Source organism: Paraburkholderia megapolitana, assembly GCF_007556815.1.
In the GTDB taxonomy this organism is placed as follows: domain Bacteria; phylum Pseudomonadota; class Gammaproteobacteria; order Burkholderiales; family Burkholderiaceae; genus Paraburkholderia; species Paraburkholderia megapolitana.
In genome coordinates, this window is sequence record NZ_CP041743.1 from 2612747 (window position 1) to 2634337 (window position 21591).

A 21591-nucleotide genomic window follows, 5' to 3' on the forward strand; every position below is an offset into this window, starting at 1 on the left:
TAAGCGCCACCTTCATACTGCGTCCATGTTCTAACCCCTTCCCATAAAGGACCCAGTAATGCCGATCATCAACAGCCAGATCAAGCCCTTCAAGGCAACCGCTTATCACCACGGCGAATTCGTGCCGGTCACCGAAGAAAGCCTGAAAGGCAAGTGGTCGGTCGTCGTGTTCTATCCGGCCGACTTCACGTTCGTGTGCCCGACCGAACTTGGCGACCTGGCTGACCGTTACGCCGAATTCCAGAAACTCGGCGTCGAAATCTACGGCGTATCGACCGATACGCATTTCACGCACAAGGCATGGCACGACACGTCGGACACGATCGGCAAGATCCGTTATCCGATGATCGGCGATCCGACGCTCACGCTGTCGCGCAACTTCGACGTGCTGATCGAAGAAGAAGGCATGGCGCTGCGTGGCACGTTCGTGATCAACCCGCACGGCGAGATCAAGCTGTGCGAGATCCACGACAACGGCATCGGCCGCGACGCGAGCGAACTGCTGCGCAAGGTGCAGGCCGCGCAATACATCGCCGCGCATCCGGGCGAAGTGTGCCCCGCGAAGTGGACCCCGGGCGCTGAAACGCTGACGCCTTCGCTCGATCTGATCGGCAAGATCTAAGCGCTTCAAGTCTTCATGCGGCGCGTCGTTTGGCGGCGCGCCCGCAAGCGGTCCGTCGGCCTCGCTGCCGTCGGTTCGCCGCTGATTCACACGCTTTCTCTACTGCATTGCGCGGCGCTGACGCCGTGCTGTCCCTCATCGCCACGGAATCGAAATCGCCATGCTGGATGCCAATCTCAAGACTCAGTTAAAGACGTACCTGGAAAAGCTCACCCGGCCGATCGAACTGGTTGCGTCGGTCGACGACAGTGCGAAATCGCAGGAACTGCTCGCGCTGCTGAACGACGTCGCGTCGCTGTCGGCACGCGTGACGGTTATCGAACGTCGCGGCGATGAACAACGCAAGCCGTCGTTCTCGATCGGCGAGCCGGGCAAGGACACGGGTATTCGCTTTGCCGGCATTCCGCTCGGCCATGAATTCACGTCGCTCGTGCTGGCGCTGCTGCAGGTGGGCGGCCATCCGGTCAAGCTCGACGATGCGGTGATCGAGCAGATTCGCGAGCTCGATGGCGACTATCGTTTCGAAACCTATATTTCGCTGTCGTGCCAGAACTGCCCGGAAGTCGTGCAGGCGCTGAACGTGATGGCGCTGATCAACCCGCGCATCCAGCAGGTCACGATCGATGGCGCGCTGTTTCAGGACGAGGTCGAGACGCGCCAGATCATGGCCGTCCCGACCGTGTACATGAACGGTGAGGTATTCGGTCAGGGTCGCAGCGGTGTGAAGGAAATTCTCGCGAAGCTCGATAGCGGCGCTGGCGCACGCGCAGCCAAAGCGTTGCAGAACAAGCCGGTGTTCGACACGTTGATTGTCGGCGGCGGTCCGGCTGGTGCGGCGGCCGCGATCTATTCGGCACGCAAGGGCATTGCGACCGGAGTGGTGGCCGAACGCTTTGGCGGCCAGGTGCTCGATACGCTCGCCATCGAAAACTTTGTCTCAGTGCAGGAAACCGAAGGACCGAAGTTCGCGACCGCGCTCGAACAGCACGTGAAAAGCTACGAAGTCGACATCATGGATGTGCAGCGCGCCGAAGCGCTGATTCCAGGCCGCATTCACGAAGTGCATCTGGCGAGCGGCGCAGTGCTGCGCGCAAAGACGATCGTGCTCGCGACCGGCGCGCGCTGGCGCGAAATCGGTGTGCCGGGCGAGCGCGAGTATCGCAATCATGGCGTCGCGTATTGCCCGCATTGCGATGGTCCGTTGTTCAAGGGCAAGCGCGTGGCGGTGATCGGCGGGGGTAACTCGGGTGTCGAGGCGGCCATCGATCTGGCCGGTATCGTGAGCCATGTGACGCTATTCGAATACAACGCGCAACTGCGTGCCGACGAGGTGCTGCAACGCAAGCTGCGCAGCCTCGCAAACGTGACGATCGTCACGCAGGCTCAGACCGTCGAGATTACCGGCGACGGCCGCAAGGTCAACGGTATCGTCTACCGGGAACGCGTATCGGGCGAGACGAAACACGTCGAACTCGAAGGTGTGTTCGTGCAGATCGGCCTCGTGCCGAATACCGAGTGGCTGAAAGGCACTGTCGATCTGTCGAAGCACGGCGAGATCGTCATCGATGCGAAGGGCGCAACGTCGGTGCCCGGCGTATTCGCCGCCGGCGATGTAACGACGGTGCCGTTCAAGCAGATCGTGATCGCCGTGGGGGAAGGGGCGAAAGCCGCACTCGGCGCATTCGATCATCTGATCCGCAGCTCGGTCGAAGAAGAAAGCCCGCGCGACGAGGCACTGGTCGAAGCCTGATTGATTGCAGCAGCTAGTTCCCTGAATCGCCCGCGTCCCTTGCAAGAGAGGCGCGGGCGATTTATTTTTTTCTTCCCGTGTTGTTGCACGTCGAATCCGGCTCAGAAGAAATCGCTCTTCTGCTGGGCATAAAAGCGTTAAACCGCTGAGGCAAAACGACTTTCAAATCACCACGATTTTTGCCGCCGATACCTACCACCGAGATGTGACAAACGATTACAAACCCTGTGATATCGTCACGCTCAATTCGTAAGGGCCGGTAAGGCACCACCTGTTGTTCACCAAGCGATCTCCCGCAAGGCGAGACGGATTGTCAGTTCGTCACGGCACTCCGGTCGCGGCCAGTAAAAGCAGATTAGCTAGACATACTTAATACACAGAGACACCGCTCGCGCGGAGGCTCCCGCACGTCCATGCGGCTGAGCCTGGGCAAGCACGCTGGATAAACACGGCACTCTCACAAGGAGGAAAAGAAGCAATGCAAGGCACCCACGATTCCCACTATCTCCCGCTATCTGCGACGTCGACAGCGCGCCATACCCGGCGCCGTCAGCCGCTTGGACGCGTCACGCAGATCGGTCTCGGCGTCAGTGCGTTGACACTCGCGCTTGCACTGTCCGGCTGCGGCGGCGATGTCAACACCGCAGCCGATCAGCCGACCGTCGACAACACCGCCTATTCCGCCAAGGCCGGCGACGGATTGAATGCCGCGCAGGCCAATGAACAGGTCGCCGTCGCATATCATCAATGGACCGATGGCAGCGGCAAGAACATCGCCTACACGACGACCACGGGTCACCTGACGGCAACCAGTCCGTCGGGCCAGCCTGAAGCGTCGATGTCGTATGTGGCCTACACGGCGCCTAGCCAGGACGGCTCGAACCGCCCGGTGACGTTCTTCTATAACGGCGGCCCTGGATCGGCATCGATCTGGCTGCGCCTCGGTTCGTTTGCACCGACCCGGGTCGCGACGCCCGATCCCTACATGGGCAACTGGCCGAACTATCCGGAAGTGCCGAACAAGGAAAGCCTGATCGCGACCACCGACATGGTGTTTATCGATCCGCCCGGTACCGGTCTGTCCGAAGCGATCCTGCCGAACACCAACAAGACATTCTGGGGCGCGGACCCGGACGTCAACGTGATGCGCGACTTCATCAAGCGCTATATCGCGGCGAATCATCGTGCCGGTTCGCCGACCTACCTGTACGGGGAATCGTATGGCGGTCCGCGTACCGCGATGCTGTCGCTCGCGCTCGAAACGGCCGGCGTGCATCTGACCGGTGTCGTATTGCAATCGCCGATTCTGAATTACTTCTCTGGCATGCCGAACCTCGCGCAGACCTTCGGCGACAACACTTCGGCGCTCAAATACAGCACCGATTCGATGGCCGGTCTGTTCCCGTCGTTTGCGCAAGTCGCCGCGTTCTTTGGCCAGGTCAGCCCGGCGCCGGCGAGCCCGCTTGCTTACGCGCCGGAACTGAGCAGCTTCGTCACGACCCAGTACGACACGCTCGCGAAGTACGGGCAGACGTTCGAATTCGCCGGCTCGCCGCTCGTGCCGAATCCGATTTTCCCCGATTCGCCCACCTATGCGCAGTGGAGCAGTCTGACCGGCATGTCGGTATCCGCGCTGAATGCGTATTTCGGCAACGCGTTCTATGGCACGTCGCTGGTGCCGGGTTCGACGATCGGCCGGTATGACGGACGCGTGTCGCTGCCGAATTCGGACCCGCGACTCGCAAGCGATTCCGATCCGTCCGACATCCTGATCTCGACGCCGTTCACGAATGTGCTCGCGACGCAGATGCCGAACGTGCTCAAGTACAAGGCGCCGAATGCGACGTATGTCCCGTTGAACAACGACGTCATCAACGCGTGGGACTTCTCGCACGGCGGACAGGTGTTGCCCGATACGGTGCCGGACCTGCTTGCCGCGATCAAGCTGAACCCCGCGCTGAAGGTGCTGACGCTGCACGGCTGGCATGACCTGGCTACGCCGTACGTCAACACCGAACATGAACTGGCTCGCCTGAAGACGGTGGCGAATCTGCAGGCCGACGTGCAGATCAAGGAATACACGGGCGGCCACATGATTTACCTCGATGACGGTTCGCGTCAGCAATTGATGCCCGACCTCGTGCAGTACTACCAGAGCGGTGCAGTGAAGGGTGCGACGACGCTGGCCGGGTTGGGTAACGCATGGCCCGACGCGACGCCTGCGAATACGCCGGCTGCCACGAATGTGGCGACTGTGTCGAGCGCGGTGAAGGCCGCTGCAAACTAAATCATGGCGAATGCGCAGCGACGTTTTGCGCTGCGGGACTGCGTAGCTGCGTAGCTGTGTATTCGCGCCTAACAGGAGAAACACAATGACGATGCGTATGACAGTGCGGGTCTGCCTGATCGCGGGGTTGCTCGGCGTCGTATCGGGCGCGTATGCGGCCGGCGACACGCAGGCAGTTGCCCCGGCGAATGCCAGCGGACATGGTGGTGTGGATGGTCCGTTTTTCCCGACGCGCCTGCCGATGGCAAAGCAGACACCGTCCACCGGTACGACGCTCGACCAGCAAGCGGATGCGCGGCTCGATGCGAGCCTCAAGTCGACGGCGCTGGGGCAGGGCGCGATGACCCAGGCTCAGGCGCAGCAAGCCGGGCTCGGTTACGTGGCCAATAACTTCAAGACGATCGACCGCAACGGCACCGGCAAAGTAACCGCCGACGATGTGAAGCGTTATCTGGAGTCGTCGAAGTAAACGTGGACCCGCTGTGACGCGTCTCGCGCAATGCGCAGATGCGTTGCGCTGCGTTGTGAAGCAATGAGACGGCCGCCTGCCTTGTGCATGCGGCCGTTTTGTTCGTGGTCTTGCCGATGTGGCATTCTGCGTTGTGCGTCGAGCCGAATTGACGATTTTCCCGGTATCGGTGACTATTTTTATCCCCTTCACCGAGGACCGCGGGCCACCGATATGCCACTTACTTCCGTTGTCGTTGATCGAACCTTGCCCGCTACTGCGCGACCGGCCAGCAGAAAGCGGTTGTCGATCGCGCTATTCATGGCTGTCTGGTTCGCAGGCGCAATCTTGCTGGGCGGTGCCCGGCCCGCCCATGCAGCCTCCCAGCACGACGTGCTCAACGCGCCCGTCAAGGCAGTCGCGAATCAGCGCATACCCGTCGATACACCGGAGGCAAGCGCGGTACTGCCCATCTATGCCAGTCGCCCGATCGATGAAACTGCGCCCGATGTGAAGCGCGTCTTCATCGTGGTTCACGGCACGCTCAGAAATGCCGACGTCTACTATGCAACCGGGCAGAAGATCCTCGAAAAGGCCGGTGCCCTCGGCGAAGGGACGATGGTCGTCGCACCGCAGTTTTTGACCGAATCCGATGCGCGGGCATTCGCGCTTCCCGCGTCGACGCTCGCCTGGACGCAGGAGGGATGGAAAGGCGGCGAGCCGGCACGCCAGCCTGGCGCGATCAGCTCCTTCACGGCGTTCGATGCATTGCTCGCGCATTTCGCCGACCGGCGTCTTTACCCCGCGTTGTCGACCGTGGTCGTGCTCGGTCATTCGGCGGGTGCCCAGTTCGTGCAGCGGTATGCCGTGGTGGGGCGTGAGGGAGAAGCGCTGGTTCGCGCCGGCGTCTCGGTCCGCTATGTCGTCGCAAATTCGTCGAACTACCTGTACTTCGACGACGAACGGCCGGTCAGTCTGGCCGATGCCTGTCCTCGTGCGACGCAGTGGCGATATGGTCTCAAGTCCGCGCCGACCTACGTTTCCTCGCAGAATCCGCAGGATCTCGAATCGCGGTATGTTGCGCGCAATGTCGTGTATCTGCTCGGCGAAGCCGATACGGATCCTTACACGCATTTCATCGATCGCTCCTGTGCCGCCATGGCGCAAGGCCCTTATCGTCTCGCGCGCGGGCTCGCGTACTTCGACTATCTGAAACGGCGACATCCGTCCGGTCTCGAGCAGAAAGTGGTCGAAGTGCCAGGCATCGGGCACGACAACCTCGGTATGTTCACGTCGGACTGCGGCATGGCCGTGCTGCTCGATCGTGCGGTACCGGCATCGTGCCCGGTCGTCACTGGCACGACGCAAGGTGTCCACGCGCCGTCGCCGTGATGGTCCGGCGGATGTCCAATGCTGGAGAAGGAACACGTCATCGGCCGCGATGACGTGTGAAGCCGCGGCGCTTCGCCATGCCGGCTACCTGTCCTATTCACGCATCACAGTATCGAAAAACGATACTTCAAAGCTCAATTCTCCTTTGTTATCCCATAAAAGATGCGACTGGTGACGCCAGATGGCAGACTCAGCCCGTCTCAAGCGATCAAGCGGCCGAAGTGGACCGATTAGTATCATTTGTGTCTTCCAGAAAGTCGTTCAGAAGATTCAATGTGCATAAAACGACGTTTCGAATGAAAGCCGTGCCCAGCTTGATCGTCTTGTTGTAAGTGCCGGGTGCAGCCGGTTCGTACCACGGCCAGTGACGACACCCGCGCATGCGATGCACCAAAAAGGGAAAAGCGATGTTCGAGAATCCGTTCAGCAGGCGACGTAGTGTGCGAACCGACTCTGTCGATGCCAGCAAGGCCGCGGCGGTGCGACAGACCTTTTCGTCCGGCCCGGCTTCGTCAGGGGCCGCAAGAGTGCCTGCCATCGCGGCACAGCGGACCTGCGCGTCGATGGCCGGCGTGAAAGCCGCCAGCAAGGAGATTTCGCGCACGCTGATGAAGCTGCTCAAGAGCCGGCAGGGCGTGCCGGTGGAGACGCTCTTCGGTGTGCTCGGCTCGCTTGCCGGTTTCTCCTGCCAGATGGGCATACGCGACGAATATTCGCGGCGGGCGAACGCATTGCCGCCTTTGCATGTGGTCAGAACGCTCGATGGGCGCGTCTTCTATTTTGGCGATGCGCTCAACGAGATGCTGGCCGAGAGCCAGTATTCGGTCTGGTCCCTGAGCGCGAGCCACGCGCGCAAACTGGGCGGCACGCCCCCCGATCTGTCCGCAATATTCGCGCATGTCAGCCGGACCTGCGGCGGCACCGATTTCGGCGTGCCGCGCTTTCCCGAGGGCAGACCGGTCAAGGACCTGCCCGTCGACTACATCAGGACGTTCTGGTCGCTGATCCAGCCCGCCGTTCAGAAGCATTGCAACGGGCCGTCCGAGTGGCACGTCGCGTATGGCCTCGCGATACAGGCTGCGATGGATGTGTCGAAAGCGGTCATCGATCCCGGCGCTGCGCTCGAGATCGTCATGGAGTGCGCGGTGCCGATGTCCAAGCTCGACCCGAGGGAAGTCGGTCTTTAATGCGCGTCGTGGTGCGTGATCGCCTGATGTCGGGTTCCCCGCATCTGCCGGCAATCTTTTGATGACATTCGAGTGGATATGGCAAGGTCGACAGAAACAGCGGTGTTCAATATCAAGCGCTGGGTAGTGGATCAGTGTCACCCCGATGTGAGTGTGGCGCTTGCGGCCGACATCGATCGATATTCCCGGCTCTACACCGCCTGCGATGCGCTCGAAACCTTTGCAGGGTACCGGCCGGACGACGACGAAGACGACGAAGATCTCTTCGCCGAGCTGGCTGACCGCCGGCGTCTGCTTGCGGACAGGCTCGCTGCGGCCAATCTCGATCGCTATCTCGACGATGCGCCGGCGGGCCTTTACCTGGCGATTCCCTACCTCGACCGGTGTTCGGATCTGCAGGCGCTCTGGCTCGTGAACAAGACCTCGGAACCCGTCGACTTCCTCGGCCGAAGCACGAGCGGTATCGCCGCGTATGAAAGCTCGCTCTGTTGTGGCGACGGCGAGCTGGTCGTGCTTCCTCACGAACCGGAGTGCGACGACGACACGCAACTCGAGCCCGGGGAACGGATCGTGATCGGCGAGTATTCGATCTCGTTCGATGGCGATTGCGCCACCACGCATCGGCTGATACTCGCGACGGACGGTTACGCACAGGAGTGGGTGAGTGTCGTCCCGCGTCTCGCGGGTTATCTGTTGCAAGGTTCGGCGCACGGCATTCATCCGCTGCAACGCACCGATAGAGGCGCGTTGATGTAACCGGCCGACGTGGCCCGCCGAACCAATCCCCAATCCACACCGCACCCGCCGTCCACCACGCACTTAAGGTTCCCTTAAGCAAGCTGCGTCGATAGTAGCCGCGATCTATGCCGCGCTTCCTGACAGCTACGCGCCGAAAGGAAGCGACCGCTGCGCCGGTCGAGTGCCCGCACGGGCACGCATCCGCCAAGAACCGGCGCTCACAGCACGATGTCACCCTCATGACCATTCACGAAGATTTGCAGAACGTCGGGCTGCGAGCCACACGTCCGCGCGTTCTGGTACTCGATCTGTTTCGCACGCACGGCCATGTGCATCTGAGCGCGGAGCAGATCTACCGGCGCGTCACCGAAGAAGTCCGTCATATGAGTCTGCCTACGGTCTATCGCGTGCTGGGGCAACTGGTCGACGTTGGACTGCTTGCGAGCGTGACGTTCGGCGATGGCCGCATGGTGTACGAGCTGAGCGACGGCAAGCGCCACGATCATCTGATCTGCACCGGCTGCGGATGCGTTCAGGAATTTTTCGATCCCGTGATCGATGCGCGTCAGGCTGCGATTGCCAGCGACCTGGACTTTCAGTTAGCTGATCGTCAGCTCGTTCTGTTCGGTCTGTGTGCGACATGTAGAAGTCACGCGAGCTAAGCAGACTACGTGTCGCGCCCCGAGGCGCGCCCTTAAGGTTTCCTTCAGCTTTGCCCCGTACCATTCGCGCCATCGCCTGCGCAGCCTGCGGGGAAGCGGTTCACGAGGCGCCGACAACCCGCTCGGCGCCTGTCGAGGTTGGCCGGAGCATTCATGAAAACGCTGTTTTTGCAGGCACCGTCGTATGACGGTTTCGACGGCGGCGCGGGTTCGCGCTATCAGGCGAAGCGCGAGATCCGCTCGTTCTGGTACCCGACGTGGCTCGCGCAGCCCGCGGCGCTCGTACCCGGTAGCCGCGTGCTCGACGCACCCGCCGACGAGTTGTCTGTCGACGCGACACTCGACATCGCGCAAGACTACGAGCTGGTCGTGATCCATACGAGCACGCCGTCCTTTCCCACCGATGCGCTCTTTGCCGAAGACCTCAAGAAGCGTCGCCCGGACGTGCTGATCGGCATGGTCGGCGCGAAGGTTGCGGTCGATCCGCATAACTCGCTGACGGCATCGGAAGCGATCGATTTCGTCTGTCGCGAAGAGTTCGATTTCACCTGCCAGGAAGTCGCCGAAGGCAAGCCGTTCGCGCAGATCCTGGGCCTGAGCTATCGCGCGGCGGATGGCTCCATCGAACACAACGGCGCGCGTCCGATCCTCGAGAACATGGACGAGCTCCCGTTCGTCGCGCCGGTCTATAAACGCGACCTGAAGATCGATAACTACTTCATCGGTTATCTGAAGCATCCGTATGTGTCGATCTACACGGGCCGCGGTTGCCGCTCGAAGTGCACGTTCTGCCTGTGGCCGCAGACAGTGGGCGGCCATCGTTATCGCACACGCTCGGTGGAGAACGTGCTCGAAGAAGTGAAGTGGATCCGCGACAACATGCCTGAAGTGAAGGAGATCATGTTCGACGACGACACGTTCACCGACTTCAAGCCGCGTGTCGAAGAGATCGCGCGCGGACTGGGCAAGCTCGGCGTGACGTGGTCGTGCAACGCGAAGGCCAACGTGCCGTACGCGACGCTGAAGATCATGAAGGAAAACGGCTTGCGCCTGCTGCTCGTGGGCTATGAATCGGGCGACGACCAGATCCTGCTGAACATCAAGAAGGGACTGCGCACGGACATCGCGCGCCGCTTCAGCGAAGACTGCCGCACGCTCGGTATCAAGATCCACGGCACGTTTATCCTGGGGCTACCGGGCGAGACGCAGGAGACGATCGTCAAGACGATCGAGTACGCGAAGGAAATCAATCCGCACACGATCCAGGTCTCGCTGGCGGCGCCTTATCCGGGCACGACGCTGTATAACCAGGCGGTCGAAAACGGCTGGCTCGAAGAGAACAAGGTAATCAACCTCGTGAGCCGCTCGGGTGTGCAACTGGCCGCAATCGGCTATCCGCATCTGTCACGCGACGAGATCTACCACCAGCTGGAGCGCTTCTACCGGCAGTTCTATTTCCGGCCGTCGAAGATCTGGGAGATCGTGCGCGAGATGCTGACGAGCTGGGAGATGATGAAGCGGCGTCTGCGCGAAGGCGTCGAGTTCTTCCGCTTCCTGCGTGCGCACGAGGCGTGATTACCGCCCACTTGATCGCCCTCGTGCTCGCTTATGCGTGCGGCGTGGGGGCGGTGCTTGGCATCGTCTATACGGTGCTCGCGGCGGTCCTGATCGGCCGTTTCTTTGCACGGCCGGTGGCCGAGCCGACGAGCTTTCCGCCGGTCACTATCGTTAAACCTTTGCACGGCAACGAGTGGGCACTGCTTGCCAATCTGCGGAGTTTTTGCGAGCAGGACTATCCTGGTCCGGTGCAATTCCTGTTTGGCGTGCACGATTCGAATGATCCTGCGCTGCTGGTTGTCGATGAGATTCGACGCCTGCATCCCGATGCGCATATGACGGTCGTCGCCGATGCGCGCCTGTACGGTCCGAACCGCAAGATCAGCAATATCCTCAACATGCTGCCGCAGGCGCAACACGACGTGCTCGTGTTCGCCGACAGCGACGTAAGCGTGCCACCTGAATATCTGCGCCATCTGGTCGGCGAACTGCAGAACCCTGGCGTCGGTCTCGTCACGTGTGCCTATCGTGGGCAGCCCGATCCTGGCTTCTGGCCGCGTCTATCGGCCAAGGCGATCAACTATCACTTTCTACCTGGCGTCGTGACCGGACTGACGCTCGGACTTGCGCGCCCGTGCTTCGGCCAGACGATTGCAATGCGTCGCGACACGCTTGAGAAGATCGGTGGATTCGCGCCTTTCGTGCACCATCTCGCCGAAGATCACGCGATCGGCGAAGCGGTACGCATGATCGGCGAGAAGGTCGTGGTCCCGCCGTTTGCGATTGCACATGCATGCGTCGAAACCAGTGCGCGTCAGTTGATCTCGCATGAACTGCGCTGGAGTCGCACGATCCGCAGCATCGATCCGCTTGGTCATGTCGGCTCTGCGTTGATGCATCCGCTAGCGTTTGCGCTGCTTGCCGTGCTGCTGTCAGGCGCGCTGACGTGGTCGTGGCTGCTGGTGCCGGCGGCTATCTGTACGCGGCTCGCACTGAAGATGTCGTCTGACCGCGCGTTGCGCCAGGCGCATGGCGGTCTGTGGTTACTGCCGTTCTGGGACCTTGTTTCGTTCGCGATTTTCGTCTTCAGCTTCCGCTCGTCGCGCGTGATGTGGCGCGGCTTTCGTTTCGACGTCGACGGCGATGGGCTGCTGACGGCGGTGCAGGACGAACGACCGGTGGGCAACGGATGATGCGCGGACTTCCAGGTTGGCGCGGCGACGGCGACAACGAGAGCGCGCCCGACAGCGCAGCTTCGATGAAACACCTGGGCCGTGCGACGGCGCTCGCCGGTCTGCTGGTCTCGCTGTGGCTCGTGTGGAGCAGTCACCCCGCAGCGGTGTTCGGACTGTTGCGCACCGCGGGCGCAGGCGTGCTGCTCGCCGCCATCGCCCATCTGCTGCCGATGCTCGCTAACGCCTGCGACTGGCGTTCGCTGATGCGCGGCGCAAACCGACCGTCGCTCGCGGCGATGCTGCATCTGGTGTGGATTCGCGAGTCGGTGAACAGCATGTTGCCGGTCGCGCGTATCGGTGGCGAGGTCGTATCGTTCCGGATGCTTCGACGTCGCGGTGTGCGGCCGTCGACGGCAGCGGGCGGCCTGATCGTCGATATGCAGTTGACCGTGATCAGTCAGTTGCTGTTCACGCTGGCCGGCATCGGCTATCTGTTCGCGCATGCGCAGTCGGATACGTTGCGTCTGGCCGGGCAGCTCGCATGGGGTGTCGTCGCACTGACGCCGCTGCTCGTGCTGTTCGCAGTGGTCCAGCATGCGAGTCCGTTCGAGCGGGCGACGCGGGTTCTCAACCGCATGACGAGCGGCAAGCTGGCCGCGCTCGTCGGGCAGTCCGCGCAGATCGATCAGGCGATCAAGCTGATCTGGCGCAGGCGCGCGGTTGTGCTGCGCTATCTGTTTTTCTGGCAACCGCTGCAATGCGTGCTGACCGCTGTCGAGATCTGGCTCGCGCTGCATTTTCTCGGCGCACATGTGACGCTGATCGAGGCAGTGGTAATCGAATCGCTGATTCAGGCCGTGAGCAGCGCTGCGTTCTTCGTGCCCGGTGGGCTCGGCGTGCAGGAGGGCGGTTTCATTCTGATCGGCGCTGCATTCGGTCTCGATCCGGCGACCTGTCTTGCTCTCGCGGGTGCACGCCGCGTTCGCGACCTGCTGATCTTCGTTCCCGGTTTGTTCGCGTGGCAATTCGCTGAATCGTCGGCGCGGTTGGGGCAGGCGGCGCCCGGGCCTCAGCGCGCGGCGACGTAGTCGGGAAACGACACGTCGACGGCCAGCCCGCGACCGCCGATGCCGCTACCGAGATGCAGGTTCGCGTCGAAGTGTTCGGCGATGCGTGCGACGATCGACAGACCCAGTCCACTGCCCGTCGCGTGCGTGCCGGTAGCACGAAAAAAACGGCTCGTGAGATGTGCGAGGTCGCCGGTAGCGACTCCCGGGCCATCGTCGCGAACGCTCACGCAAACACGGCCGACCTCTTCGCGTATGTCGACTTCGATATGGCCGCCGGGGCGTCCGTACTTGATCGCATTGTCGATGAGGTTGTCGAGCAGGATGCCGATCAGTACCGGCTCGGCGGCGATCTGCGCATCGAGGCTGCCGCGCAGTGCAACGGACATACGCGCCTGTTGCACGCGACCCTTGTGTGCCAGTATCGCGTCTTGTGCCACGACAGCGGGTTTGAGTGCGGCACCAGGCATCTTGTCGTGCTCGTCGAGCCGCGCGAGCAGCAACAGCTGATCGGCGAGCCGGGCGCTGCGATCCACACCCTGCACGACACGCTCCATGGCGAGACGTTGCAGCGATGCGTCCGGCTCGCCCAATGCGACTTGCGCCTGCACCTTGATCGCAGCAAGCGGGGTCTTCAGCTCGTGGGCCGCGTTGGCCGTGAAGGCGCGTTCGCGTTCGAGCGATAGTTGCAGACGCGACAGTACGAGATTGATCGCATCGACGAGCGGCCGCACCTCGGTGGGCGCGCGGCCGATGTCGACGGACTCGAGGCGGTTGACATCGCGTGCACGAATGGCCGTTGACAGCGTGCGCAACGGTGCGAGACTCCAGCCGATACCGAACCACACCAGCAGCGCCAGAACCGGCAACGCGATGACCATCGGCCGCGCGATCCGCAGCGCGACACCGCTCACCAGATCGCTGCGCGTATTGGCGGGCTCGAACACGCGCACCGTGTGTCCAAAGGGCGCTTCACGCAGCGTGAACGTGTGCCATGCGGCGTTGCCAAGCACGATAGTTCGCGCGCCGCTCGACGCCGGTAATGGCAGGTCCCACGCGTGCAATACATGGAGTTGCGGACTGCCTGCGAGCGCGTGGCCCTGCGCGTCGCGGACCTGAAACAAGGCGTCGCGCGGCAGCGTGTCGTCATCGTCTTCGTCGTTTGCGCCGGGGTCGCCGCCTTTCTCTTCTTCACGCACATCGATCCGTGCATTGGCCAGCGTGACGAGATCTGCCTGACCGAGTTGCGCGAGGATCTGCGCGAGCTCCGCGAGGCGTGCCTCTTCCCACTCCGCCACTTCGCGTGTGGCCTGCCGGTAACTCGACACCAGCGCAAGACCCCAGATCAGCGCGAGGCCTGCGAGGATCAGCAGCATCAAACGACGACGGATCGACGACCACATCACGGGCGTTCGACCACGTAGCCGATACCGCGCACCGTGCGGATCAGTGCGGCCCCGAGTTTCTTGCGCAGATTCGACACATGCACTTCGATCGCGTTGCTTTCGATCTCTTCCTGCCAGCCGTAAAGGCTCTCTTCGAGCTGCGAGCGCGATTGAGGAATGCCGCGATGGGTCAGCAACTGGATCAGGATCGCCCACTCGCGCGACGTCAATGTGACACGAGCGTCTGCGAGCATGGCGGTTTGCGTGGCAGGGTTGACGCTCAGATCGCCATGCCGGATCAATTCGACGCTGCGTCCCTGCGAACGGCGCAACAGCGCACGGCAGCGCGCGAGCAGTTCGACGAGATCGAACGGTTTGCCAAGATAGTCGTCGGCGCCGGCCTCGAGTCCATCTACTCGATCGAGCACCGTGCCTTTCGCGGTGAGAACGAGCACCGGCACATCGTTACCGGCGTCGCGCAGTTGCCTCAGCAAGGTCATGCCGGAGATTTTCGGCAGACCGAGATCGAGTATGACCAGTGCATAGGTTGTGGTGGCGAGTGCGAGATCGGCCTTGCGGCCGTCGTGTGCCCAGTCGACGGCGAAGCCTGCCTGGCGCAGGCCCGCTTCGATTCCGCAACCGATCAGATCGTCGTCTTCAACGAGTAACACTCGCATGAGAGAGTTCCTTGCAGAAGCTTACCGGTTGTCATGCACGGTAACGGCAAGCGCCCGTTGCAGATCGTTCACGTCGTCATCCTTAAGGTTACCTTCAGCTTGAATCGATACGATGAACCGCATGTCGAACAGGTCGTCTCGCGGTGCAAATAGCACGATGCAGCGCGGCGAGATCGGCGAAACGGAAATGAAAGCGCGGCGTCGTTCCTGTCGTGCGTCACATCAGGTCATGCCATGAAGCTGGTCATTGTCGACATGTTGCGAGTCCATCTGATGGCCGCGTGCTTCGCGGCGATGGGCATACAGGTCGTCGCGCTGCTGGCCTTGCTCGTGTCTCCGCTGTCCGAACAGACGTTTGATTCCACCTCATTCCGCATTTGCGCAGTCGTGCTGATCGGCATCGCCGTCATCGGCGCACGCCGCTTCGCGCAGCTCGCGTACGATGCCGCCGTGCAAAGCGCTCACGCGACCGTCCAAAGCCAGCGCGCACGTCCAGTCGCGGTGTCGCACGATTGTCCGCGGCGCGAACTGGTGGTACTGCATCTGCGTTTTACCGGCCGGCCGTTCGTGCTAGCCGAGTCCTGACACTTCCCAGCCGTGCGACGCTCCCGTCCGCGTTGACGGGTCAACGCGTCGACGCATCGCAACATCAATCGATTCTGCCGGCCGCGTCCTTAAGCAACGCTTAAGGACGCGTTAAGCTGTAAGCCTCGACAATGCAGGCACCCAGAACCGGACAGGAACGACAATGCGACTGCTGCTGGTCGAAGATGACGAAATGATCGCCGAAACCGTGCTTGAATCGATGCGCCGGGCGGGCTACGCGATCGATTGGGCTCAGGACGGCCGCGCTGCCGAACTGTCGCTCGGCAACGACGTGTACGATCTCGTGTTACTGGACCTGAGCCTGCCGAAGAAGGATGGCATCGACGTGCTCGGCGCCTATCGCAAGGCAGGCGGCATCGCGCCGGTTATCATCCTGACCGCGCGCGACGCTGTGGATGAACGCATTCGCGGACTCGACACTGGCGCGGACGATTACCTGATCAAGCCTTTCGATCTCGACGAACTCGCCGCGCGGGTACGCGCACTATTGCGCCGACGTACCGGCCAGAAACAGCCGGTCTACGCGCACGGAGAGCTCACGCTCGACCCGGCCGCGCACGAAGTCACGAAGAGCGGCGAACAGCTGCCGCTGGTGCCGCGCGAGTTCGCGCTGCTGCAGGCCTTGATCGAAGAGCCGACGCGGGTCTTCACGAAAACCGAGCTTGAGGAAAAACTGTATGGATGGGGCGAGGAAGTGGGCAGCAACACGATCGAAGTCCACGTGCATAGCCTGCGACGCAAGATCGGGACGGAGCAGGTCGTGACGGTGCGCGGCGTGGGCTACCGGTTGAAGAGAATCTGATGGCGTCGATACGCCGCTGGCTGCTCGGCTGGCTGATTTTCGGCCTCGCGAGCGCATCGGTTATCGCAGGCTTCGGCATCTTCCATACTGCGCGCCAGGAGGCGAGCGAACTGTTCGACTACGAACTGCGCACGGTGGCACTCTCGCTGCCGGCGAACATCGCGTCTACCGGTAGCGACGCGAACCGCAGCCCCGATCTCGGCGACCTCGCCGACGACCGCATCATCATTGAGATCTGGGACCTCGACGGCAAGCTGGTTTACCACTCGCACCAGACAGCTGTGCCGGAGCGCCAGCCGGCCGGTTTTCATTCGATCGAACGCGCCGAATATCACTGGAGGATGTTCGGCGTGCAGCAGTCGCAGCGGTTCATCCAGGTGGCGCAACCGTTCTCGGTGCGCGAAGACCTCGCATTGCGTCTTGCGTTGCATACGTTGTGGCCGCTCGGTGTGCTGGTGCCGGTGACGATTGTGCTCGTGCTGCTGGTGGTTGCGCGCGGGCTTGCGCCGATCGGCGGATTGTCGCGTGCGCTCGCAACACGCTCGATCGAATCGCTCGATGCATTGCAACTGGACGGCCCCGTGCCAGTCGAGATCCGGCCGCTCGTCGATGCAGTGAACGATCTGCTGCGACGGCTCAGCGTGGCATCGCAGGCACAACGCACGTTTATCGCCGATGCCGCGCACGAACTGCGCTCGCCGCTCGCGGCGCTGAAGCTGCAATTACAGGCCGCGTCGCGCGACGGCACGTTGCAAGGCGAGGGACCGGTGCTGGAGCGCATCGAAGGACGGTTGAATCGCATCATCCATCTGGTGCAGCAACTGCTGACGCTCGCCCGCGAAGACGCGCAACCGGTGGCGCAGATGGTGCCCGTCAGCCTGCGGCGCATTGGCGAGCAGACGGTGGGCGATTTCTCGCTGCTCGCGGAAGCGAAGCAGATCGACCTCGGTCTCGAGTGCGAGGCAGCAAGCGGACCCAATGATCCCTACCCGGTACAGGCCGAACCGCACGGGCTGAGCGTGCTGCTCGGCAATCTGGTCGACAACGCGATCCGGCACACACCCGCCGGTGGCAAGGTCGATGTGATCCTGCAGCGCACCGGGCAAGGTATCGGTTTTGCAGTCGTTGATACCGGGCCTGGTATTCCCGAGGCGGAACTCGAGCGCGTACTCGACCGGTTCTATCGTGGCGAGGGTGCTCAGGGACAGGGCAGCGGACTGGGACTCGCGATCGCCGCACGCGTTGCGCAGCGGCACGCGGTAACGCTGACATTGCGCAACCGCGAGAGCGGCGGACTGGCGGTCAGTGTGATGGGGTTCTGATTTCGCCTCGCGTTCGTTGCCTTGACAATGTCGTCCGCTCTGCATCACCCTAGACGCCTCGCAGTTCTGCACACCGTGCGTCAATTCACTTCCTTACTCAGGGCCTATGGACGGACTTCAAGACGACGCGCTCGCTCTGCTCAGAGAGAAATTTGCGACGTTGAGCCCTCGATGGCGATTAAGAGCCGACAGCAACGCGCTCGAGCTGAGTCCGATTACCGGACCGGCTGTCGACTCCGTCATGTTGAGCGCAGAACAGGCCGACAATATCCGCGCGCTGACCGGCGTAACGTCGACACTTTCGATCGACGTCACGCTCGCCGGCCACGCAATGCGCCTCTATCTTGTGGGTCGCAAGCTCGACCGGACGACGTGGGGCGGGACCGGATCGCCGAGCACCAACAGCGAAGCAGTCGCAAACGACCTCGCACGCGGGTTGTCGTTTGCCGAGACGGTGTTGTCCGAAGTGAACTCGCTCGTCGTCATCGTGAACCGCGAAGGGAGCATTCAACGGTTTAACCGGCTCGCGGAAGAATACGCGGGGCTGCGCGAAACGGACGTCATTGGCAAGAACGTGTGGGAGCTGTTCATGTCCGCGGAGGAAGGTAGTGCGTCGCGGCAGAACATCGACGGCTTTTTCAACCGCGGCGAAGCCTACGCAGTCGAACGAACGGTGAAAACGGTCAAGGGGCCGCGACTCTTTCAGTTCCGCAACAAGTTCGTGCGCACCGGAAGTCGCGAAGACGATATCTATCTGGTGTGTTCCGGTATCGACATTACCGAAGAACGCGATGCCCGCGAACGCCTCGCCAAACTGGCCAACACTGACACCTTGACGGGTTTGCGCAATCGTAACTATCTGACGCAACGGCTTCAGGATCTGACGTCGAAGCCCGAAAGCGTCGGTACGCTGGCCATTCTGCTGATCGACCTCGACAACTTCAAACGGATCAACGATTCGCTTGGACACAGCGACGGCGACCAGTTGCTGAAGATGGTTGCGCAGCGGCTGCATCGGGTCGCGGGCGAGCACCATGAAGTGACCCGCATCGGCGGCGACGAATTCGTGATTCTGGTGGAAGGCGAGGGTGAGGGCGATGCCGCGCAGGATCGCGCAAGCGAGCTGACAGACCGGATTGTCGAAGACTTTCAGATGGCTTATGTGCTGCGGGCGATCAGCTACCGGATGCGCGCCAGCGTCGGCATAGCGGTGCACGAGCAAGCTGAAGACACGGAGTTCGATCTGCTCACGCATGCCGATCTCGCGATGTACGCGGCAAAAGCCGTCGGCAAGGGCAAGGACATCAGCGCGTTTTGTCAGTACACGCGTGAGCTGTCCGAGCGCGCGGAGCGCGGGCTCGAGTTCTATCAATCGATTCAGTACGGCTTCATTCGCAAGGAATTCGTCTTGCAGTTCCAGCGTACGGTTCGCGCCGATGGCGTGCCGTCAGGCGTGCACGCTTGCGTGTGCTGGAACCGGCCCGGTGTGGGCGCGGTCGGCGAGAACGAGTTGCTGCCGATGGCCGAGTCGTCCGGCTTCGGCGTACAGCTCGGCGAATTCCAGTTGCGGGAAGTGTGCGCGGAGATCCGCGCGCGACGCGACGCAGGCTACGACACGCCCCGCGTTACCGTCACGATCCCATCGACACAACTGATCGACGGCGACCTGCTCGGTTGCGTCACCGACAACCTGCGCGAATACGGACTGGAACCTGACGCGTTGCGGCTCGTCATCCGCGGACGGCTCGATCAGCTTGCGCACGGCGTGCTCGGCAAGCTCGCGGCGATCCGGGCGGCCGGCGTGAAGGTGCTCGCCACGGTGTCGTCCAGTTCCTCGTTTTCCAATGTCACGATCGTCGCCGTCGACGGCATGTTCGTCGGACCGGATCTGATCGAGGCCATACCCGGCGACCCGGTGGCATGCGCGGTGGTGAGAGGGCTCGCGGGTTTGTGCGAAGAGTTGGATCTCGATGTGCTCGTCGCCGAAGCCGGACGGCAGGATCAGATCGACTGGCTGGCAACGCTTCGCGCTGTAGAGCGCAGAAGCGGGTCTTTCCATGAGGCTTTTCCGGAATGAGGAACAGCCCTCGATGTGAGGAAGCGTAATGCACGCCGGTGTGTCCGAGACGATCCAGCCAGGAAAGCTGTACGAAGGCGAATGCCAGGTGTTCAAGGAACACGTTCGCCTGTGCCTGTCGCTTGACGCGTCGGGCTTCGTGATCGAGCGTGAGTTGAAGCAGCGCGACGGGACGATATTCAACCAGGTCGTACCGATCGACCGCGCGGCCGATCTTTTCGATTTCGCGGCTGCCGATCCGTACGAGCCCAAACTTCAGCGCATCTACGAAGCGCTGCGCCGGCACTACGTCGAAGCTGCCGCGAGCGAATTACCGTCGATAGACCACGGCGATCCGATACACGCCATCGGCGAACTCGCCGCGTGTCGCTCGGAAGGCCAATTGCTCTTCAAGGCCCGCGCGATCGTCGCGGCGCTGGGCGGCACGCAGTTCGTCTATCAATGGCTGCGCTTTGACGGCGACAACAGCGCAACGGGCGATGCCGTCGAAACCCGCTACCTGGCGGGTTGCCGTCCGGCGTGGCTGCAGCAATATCTGGCCCGGCTCTGGTACATGAACGATGCGTGGATCGTCTATGCGCGCAACAACGTCGCGCCGGCCGTCACTTCGCAGATCAACCTGCACCGCGAAGACCACTGGTTGAGGACCGAGGCGAAAACCCATGGTTTTGTCAGCGGCATCGTGTTGCCGGCGCATATCAACCGCGGGTTGATCGGCATGCTACAGGTCAGCAACGATATCGCGGCGCCGGCCGGCGAGCAGACGCTGTGGGACAACCGGATTCTCCTGCGAGCGCTGTCTGCCGCATTGCTCGACTGGCAGGTGAGCCACCTGCGCAAGACCGCCGAGTTCGCGTATCACCTCACCGCGGACGAAACCATCGTCCTCAAGACCTTGCGATATGGGGCGATGCGGGCAACGTTGCCGAGCAGTTCGGCATCTCGATCCATACTGTGTATAAGTCGGTCTATCAGCGCATCAATCGAAAAATCGGCGTATCGCGAATCAACGAAGCGGTTGAGAAAGCAACTATGGCTGGGTTGCTCGACTAGGTTTGGTTCCTTACGCGAACCCTGCGGGGGTGCGCGTCAAATCAGATCAGGTAATGCGTTTCGTCGGAAATGTCGACGGCGGATCGCATACCAATCGCAGCCCTTGAATTCGCCACCGGCGTTCCGCGATACTGCGGTGAAGTGCCGGAACCCGGCTGCATGCCCACCACGCATAGTTATCGATTGCGCGAGATTTCATGATCAGGTGTTTTTCAGAGGCGCGTTCGTCGGAGTCGTGTCAGGTCGCGTCTTTGAGCGATCGTCGCGCGAAAGATCGCGATGGCGATGGTTCTGCTTTGCGCGGCCAGCGCTGGACGCACAACGACACAACCCTTGAGCTTCGCGGCACGACTGTCCTGCAACACACAAACCTGCGCCCGACGATTTCCACCTACGCGACGCTGGAAAACGACCGTCTGTACTGGGCAGACCGGGTTGCCTGGATCATCTTGTTGCTCTCGGTGACCGCCTGCGTTGTCTTGCTCATCTATGTCGTCTATGACAGCGGCGCAGGTCGCGATTTGACGACACCGCTCGCGGAATCGACTGCGCGGACGACCGCGGAGATCGATTCGGCGGAGTTATCGGATCATGACTTCTCCGATCTCGATGGGGTGAAGCAGCCGGTGGCTGGATGCTCCGGGGCTAATGTTGCGGCGGGCCCGCGCCTGCGCGGTAGCAATGACTGCACGACAACGGTCGCGGCGCGGGGCGACAGTGCGTCGGGAGAGGGACAGTGAAGTTGCAGGCATGAAAGGGCTGCGTGCGTGGACGATCCTGAGCC

General features: G+C 62.0%; 19 protein-coding genes. 17 read left to right on the plus strand and 2 right to left on the minus strand.

Translation table 11 applies throughout. The annotated features are described in order from the left end of the window. The first annotated feature begins 58 nt into the window (after positions 1 to 58). The 11 genes from ahpC to FNZ07_RS11180 all read left to right on the plus strand — a co-directional run bounded on the left by ahpC (position 59) and on the right by FNZ07_RS11180 (position 12906). Complete coding sequence (gene ahpC / locus FNZ07_RS11130) at positions 59 to 622, plus strand: alkyl hydroperoxide reductase subunit C (protein ID WP_091006251.1); 564 nt, start codon at positions 59 to 61, stop codon at positions 620 to 622. A gap of 160 nt (positions 623 to 782) precedes the next feature. Beyond that, positions 783 to 2372, plus strand: a complete 1590-nt coding sequence (gene ahpF / locus FNZ07_RS11135) for an alkyl hydroperoxide reductase subunit F (RefSeq protein ID WP_091006253.1) — start codon at positions 783 to 785, stop codon at positions 2370 to 2372. A gap of 478 nt (positions 2373 to 2850) precedes the next feature. Next, entirely contained in the window at positions 2851 to 4659 is a 1809-nt protein-coding gene (locus FNZ07_RS11140) for a S10 family serine carboxypeptidase-like protein (RefSeq protein ID WP_143097990.1), read from the plus strand. Positions 4660 to 4744: 85 nt separating this feature from the next. Next, on the plus strand, positions 4745 to 5128 hold the full coding sequence (locus tag FNZ07_RS11145) for an EF-hand domain-containing protein (RefSeq protein WP_245811273.1): 384 nt from the start codon (positions 4745 to 4747) through the stop codon (positions 5126 to 5128). Between the two features lie 213 nt (positions 5129 to 5341). Further along, positions 5342 to 6499, plus strand: coding sequence for a hypothetical protein (locus tag FNZ07_RS11150; RefSeq protein ID WP_091006256.1), 1158 nt, complete (start codon positions 5342 to 5344; stop codon positions 6497 to 6499). A gap of 440 nt (positions 6500 to 6939) precedes the next feature. Further along, positions 6940 to 7686: a hypothetical protein gene (locus tag FNZ07_RS11155; RefSeq protein WP_143097991.1), complete on the plus strand. Its 747-nt coding sequence runs from the start codon at positions 6940 to 6942 to the stop codon at positions 7684 to 7686. A gap of 78 nt (positions 7687 to 7764) precedes the next feature. Continuing rightward, positions 7765 to 8442, plus strand: a complete 678-nt coding sequence (locus FNZ07_RS11160; RefSeq protein ID WP_091006264.1) for a hypothetical protein — start codon at positions 7765 to 7767, stop codon at positions 8440 to 8442. Positions 8443 to 8663: 221 nt separating this feature from the next. Continuing rightward, positions 8664 to 9086: a Fur family transcriptional regulator gene (locus tag FNZ07_RS11165; RefSeq protein ID WP_091006267.1), complete on the plus strand. Its 423-nt coding sequence runs from the start codon at positions 8664 to 8666 to the stop codon at positions 9084 to 9086. Positions 9087 to 9239: 153 nt separating this feature from the next. Beyond that, the gene (gene hpnJ / locus FNZ07_RS11170; RefSeq protein WP_091006271.1) at positions 9240 to 10661 is read left to right on the plus strand and encodes a hopanoid biosynthesis associated radical SAM protein HpnJ; all 1422 of its coding nucleotides are present in this window, start codon (positions 9240 to 9242) and stop codon (positions 10659 to 10661) included. Next, positions 10658 to 11836, plus strand: coding sequence for a bacteriohopanetetrol glucosamine biosynthesis glycosyltransferase HpnI (gene hpnI, locus FNZ07_RS11175; protein ID WP_091006274.1), 1179 nt, complete (start codon positions 10658 to 10660; stop codon positions 11834 to 11836). The genes hpnJ and hpnI overlap by 4 nt, the downstream gene beginning before the upstream one ends. 65 nt (positions 11837 to 11901) lie before the next feature. Further along, complete coding sequence (locus FNZ07_RS11180) at positions 11902 to 12906, plus strand: lysylphosphatidylglycerol synthase domain-containing protein (RefSeq protein ID WP_091008672.1); 1005 nt, start codon at positions 11902 to 11904, stop codon at positions 12904 to 12906. Here FNZ07_RS11180 and FNZ07_RS11185 read toward each other — a convergent pair. Both FNZ07_RS11185 and FNZ07_RS11190 read right to left on the minus strand, forming a co-directional pair. Further along, entirely contained in the window at positions 12888 to 14291 is a 1404-nt protein-coding gene (locus FNZ07_RS11185; protein ID WP_091006276.1) for an ATP-binding protein, read from the minus strand. The genes FNZ07_RS11180 and FNZ07_RS11185 overlap by 19 nt on opposite strands. Then, positions 14288 to 14947, minus strand: coding sequence for a response regulator (locus FNZ07_RS11190; RefSeq protein WP_091006280.1), 660 nt, complete (start codon positions 14945 to 14947; stop codon positions 14288 to 14290). The genes FNZ07_RS11185 and FNZ07_RS11190 overlap by 4 nt, the downstream gene beginning before the upstream one ends. Before the next feature lie 234 nt (positions 14948 to 15181). Between FNZ07_RS11190 and FNZ07_RS11195 the strand changes: the two genes are divergently transcribed. The 6 genes from FNZ07_RS11195 (at position 15182) to FNZ07_RS11220 (ending at position 21547) form a co-directional block, all read left to right on the plus strand. Further along, a complete protein-coding gene (locus FNZ07_RS11195; RefSeq protein ID WP_091006283.1) occupies positions 15182 to 15532 on the plus strand; it encodes a hypothetical protein in 351 nt (116 codons plus the stop codon). A gap of 163 nt (positions 15533 to 15695) precedes the next feature. Next, complete coding sequence (locus FNZ07_RS11200; RefSeq protein ID WP_091006287.1) at positions 15696 to 16355, plus strand: response regulator; 660 nt, start codon at positions 15696 to 15698, stop codon at positions 16353 to 16355. After that, complete coding sequence (locus FNZ07_RS11205; protein WP_091006290.1) at positions 16355 to 17677, plus strand: ATP-binding protein; 1323 nt, start codon at positions 16355 to 16357, stop codon at positions 17675 to 17677. Before FNZ07_RS11200 ends, FNZ07_RS11205 begins: the two co-directional genes overlap by 1 nt. 106 nt (positions 17678 to 17783) lie before the next feature. Next, positions 17784 to 19754 (plus strand): diguanylate cyclase domain-containing protein, encoded by a 1971-nt coding sequence (locus FNZ07_RS11210; RefSeq protein WP_091006293.1) that lies wholly within the window; start codon positions 17784 to 17786, stop codon positions 19752 to 19754. Between the two features lie 28 nt (positions 19755 to 19782). Beyond that, positions 19783 to 21144: an autoinducer binding domain-containing protein gene (locus FNZ07_RS11215; RefSeq protein WP_245811274.1), complete on the plus strand. Its 1362-nt coding sequence runs from the start codon at positions 19783 to 19785 to the stop codon at positions 21142 to 21144. After that, entirely contained in the window at positions 21059 to 21547 is a 489-nt protein-coding gene (locus FNZ07_RS11220) for a hypothetical protein (protein ID WP_143097992.1), read from the plus strand. The genes FNZ07_RS11215 and FNZ07_RS11220 overlap by 86 nt, the downstream gene beginning before the upstream one ends. The last annotated feature ends 44 nt before the right edge of the window (positions 21548 to 21591 follow it).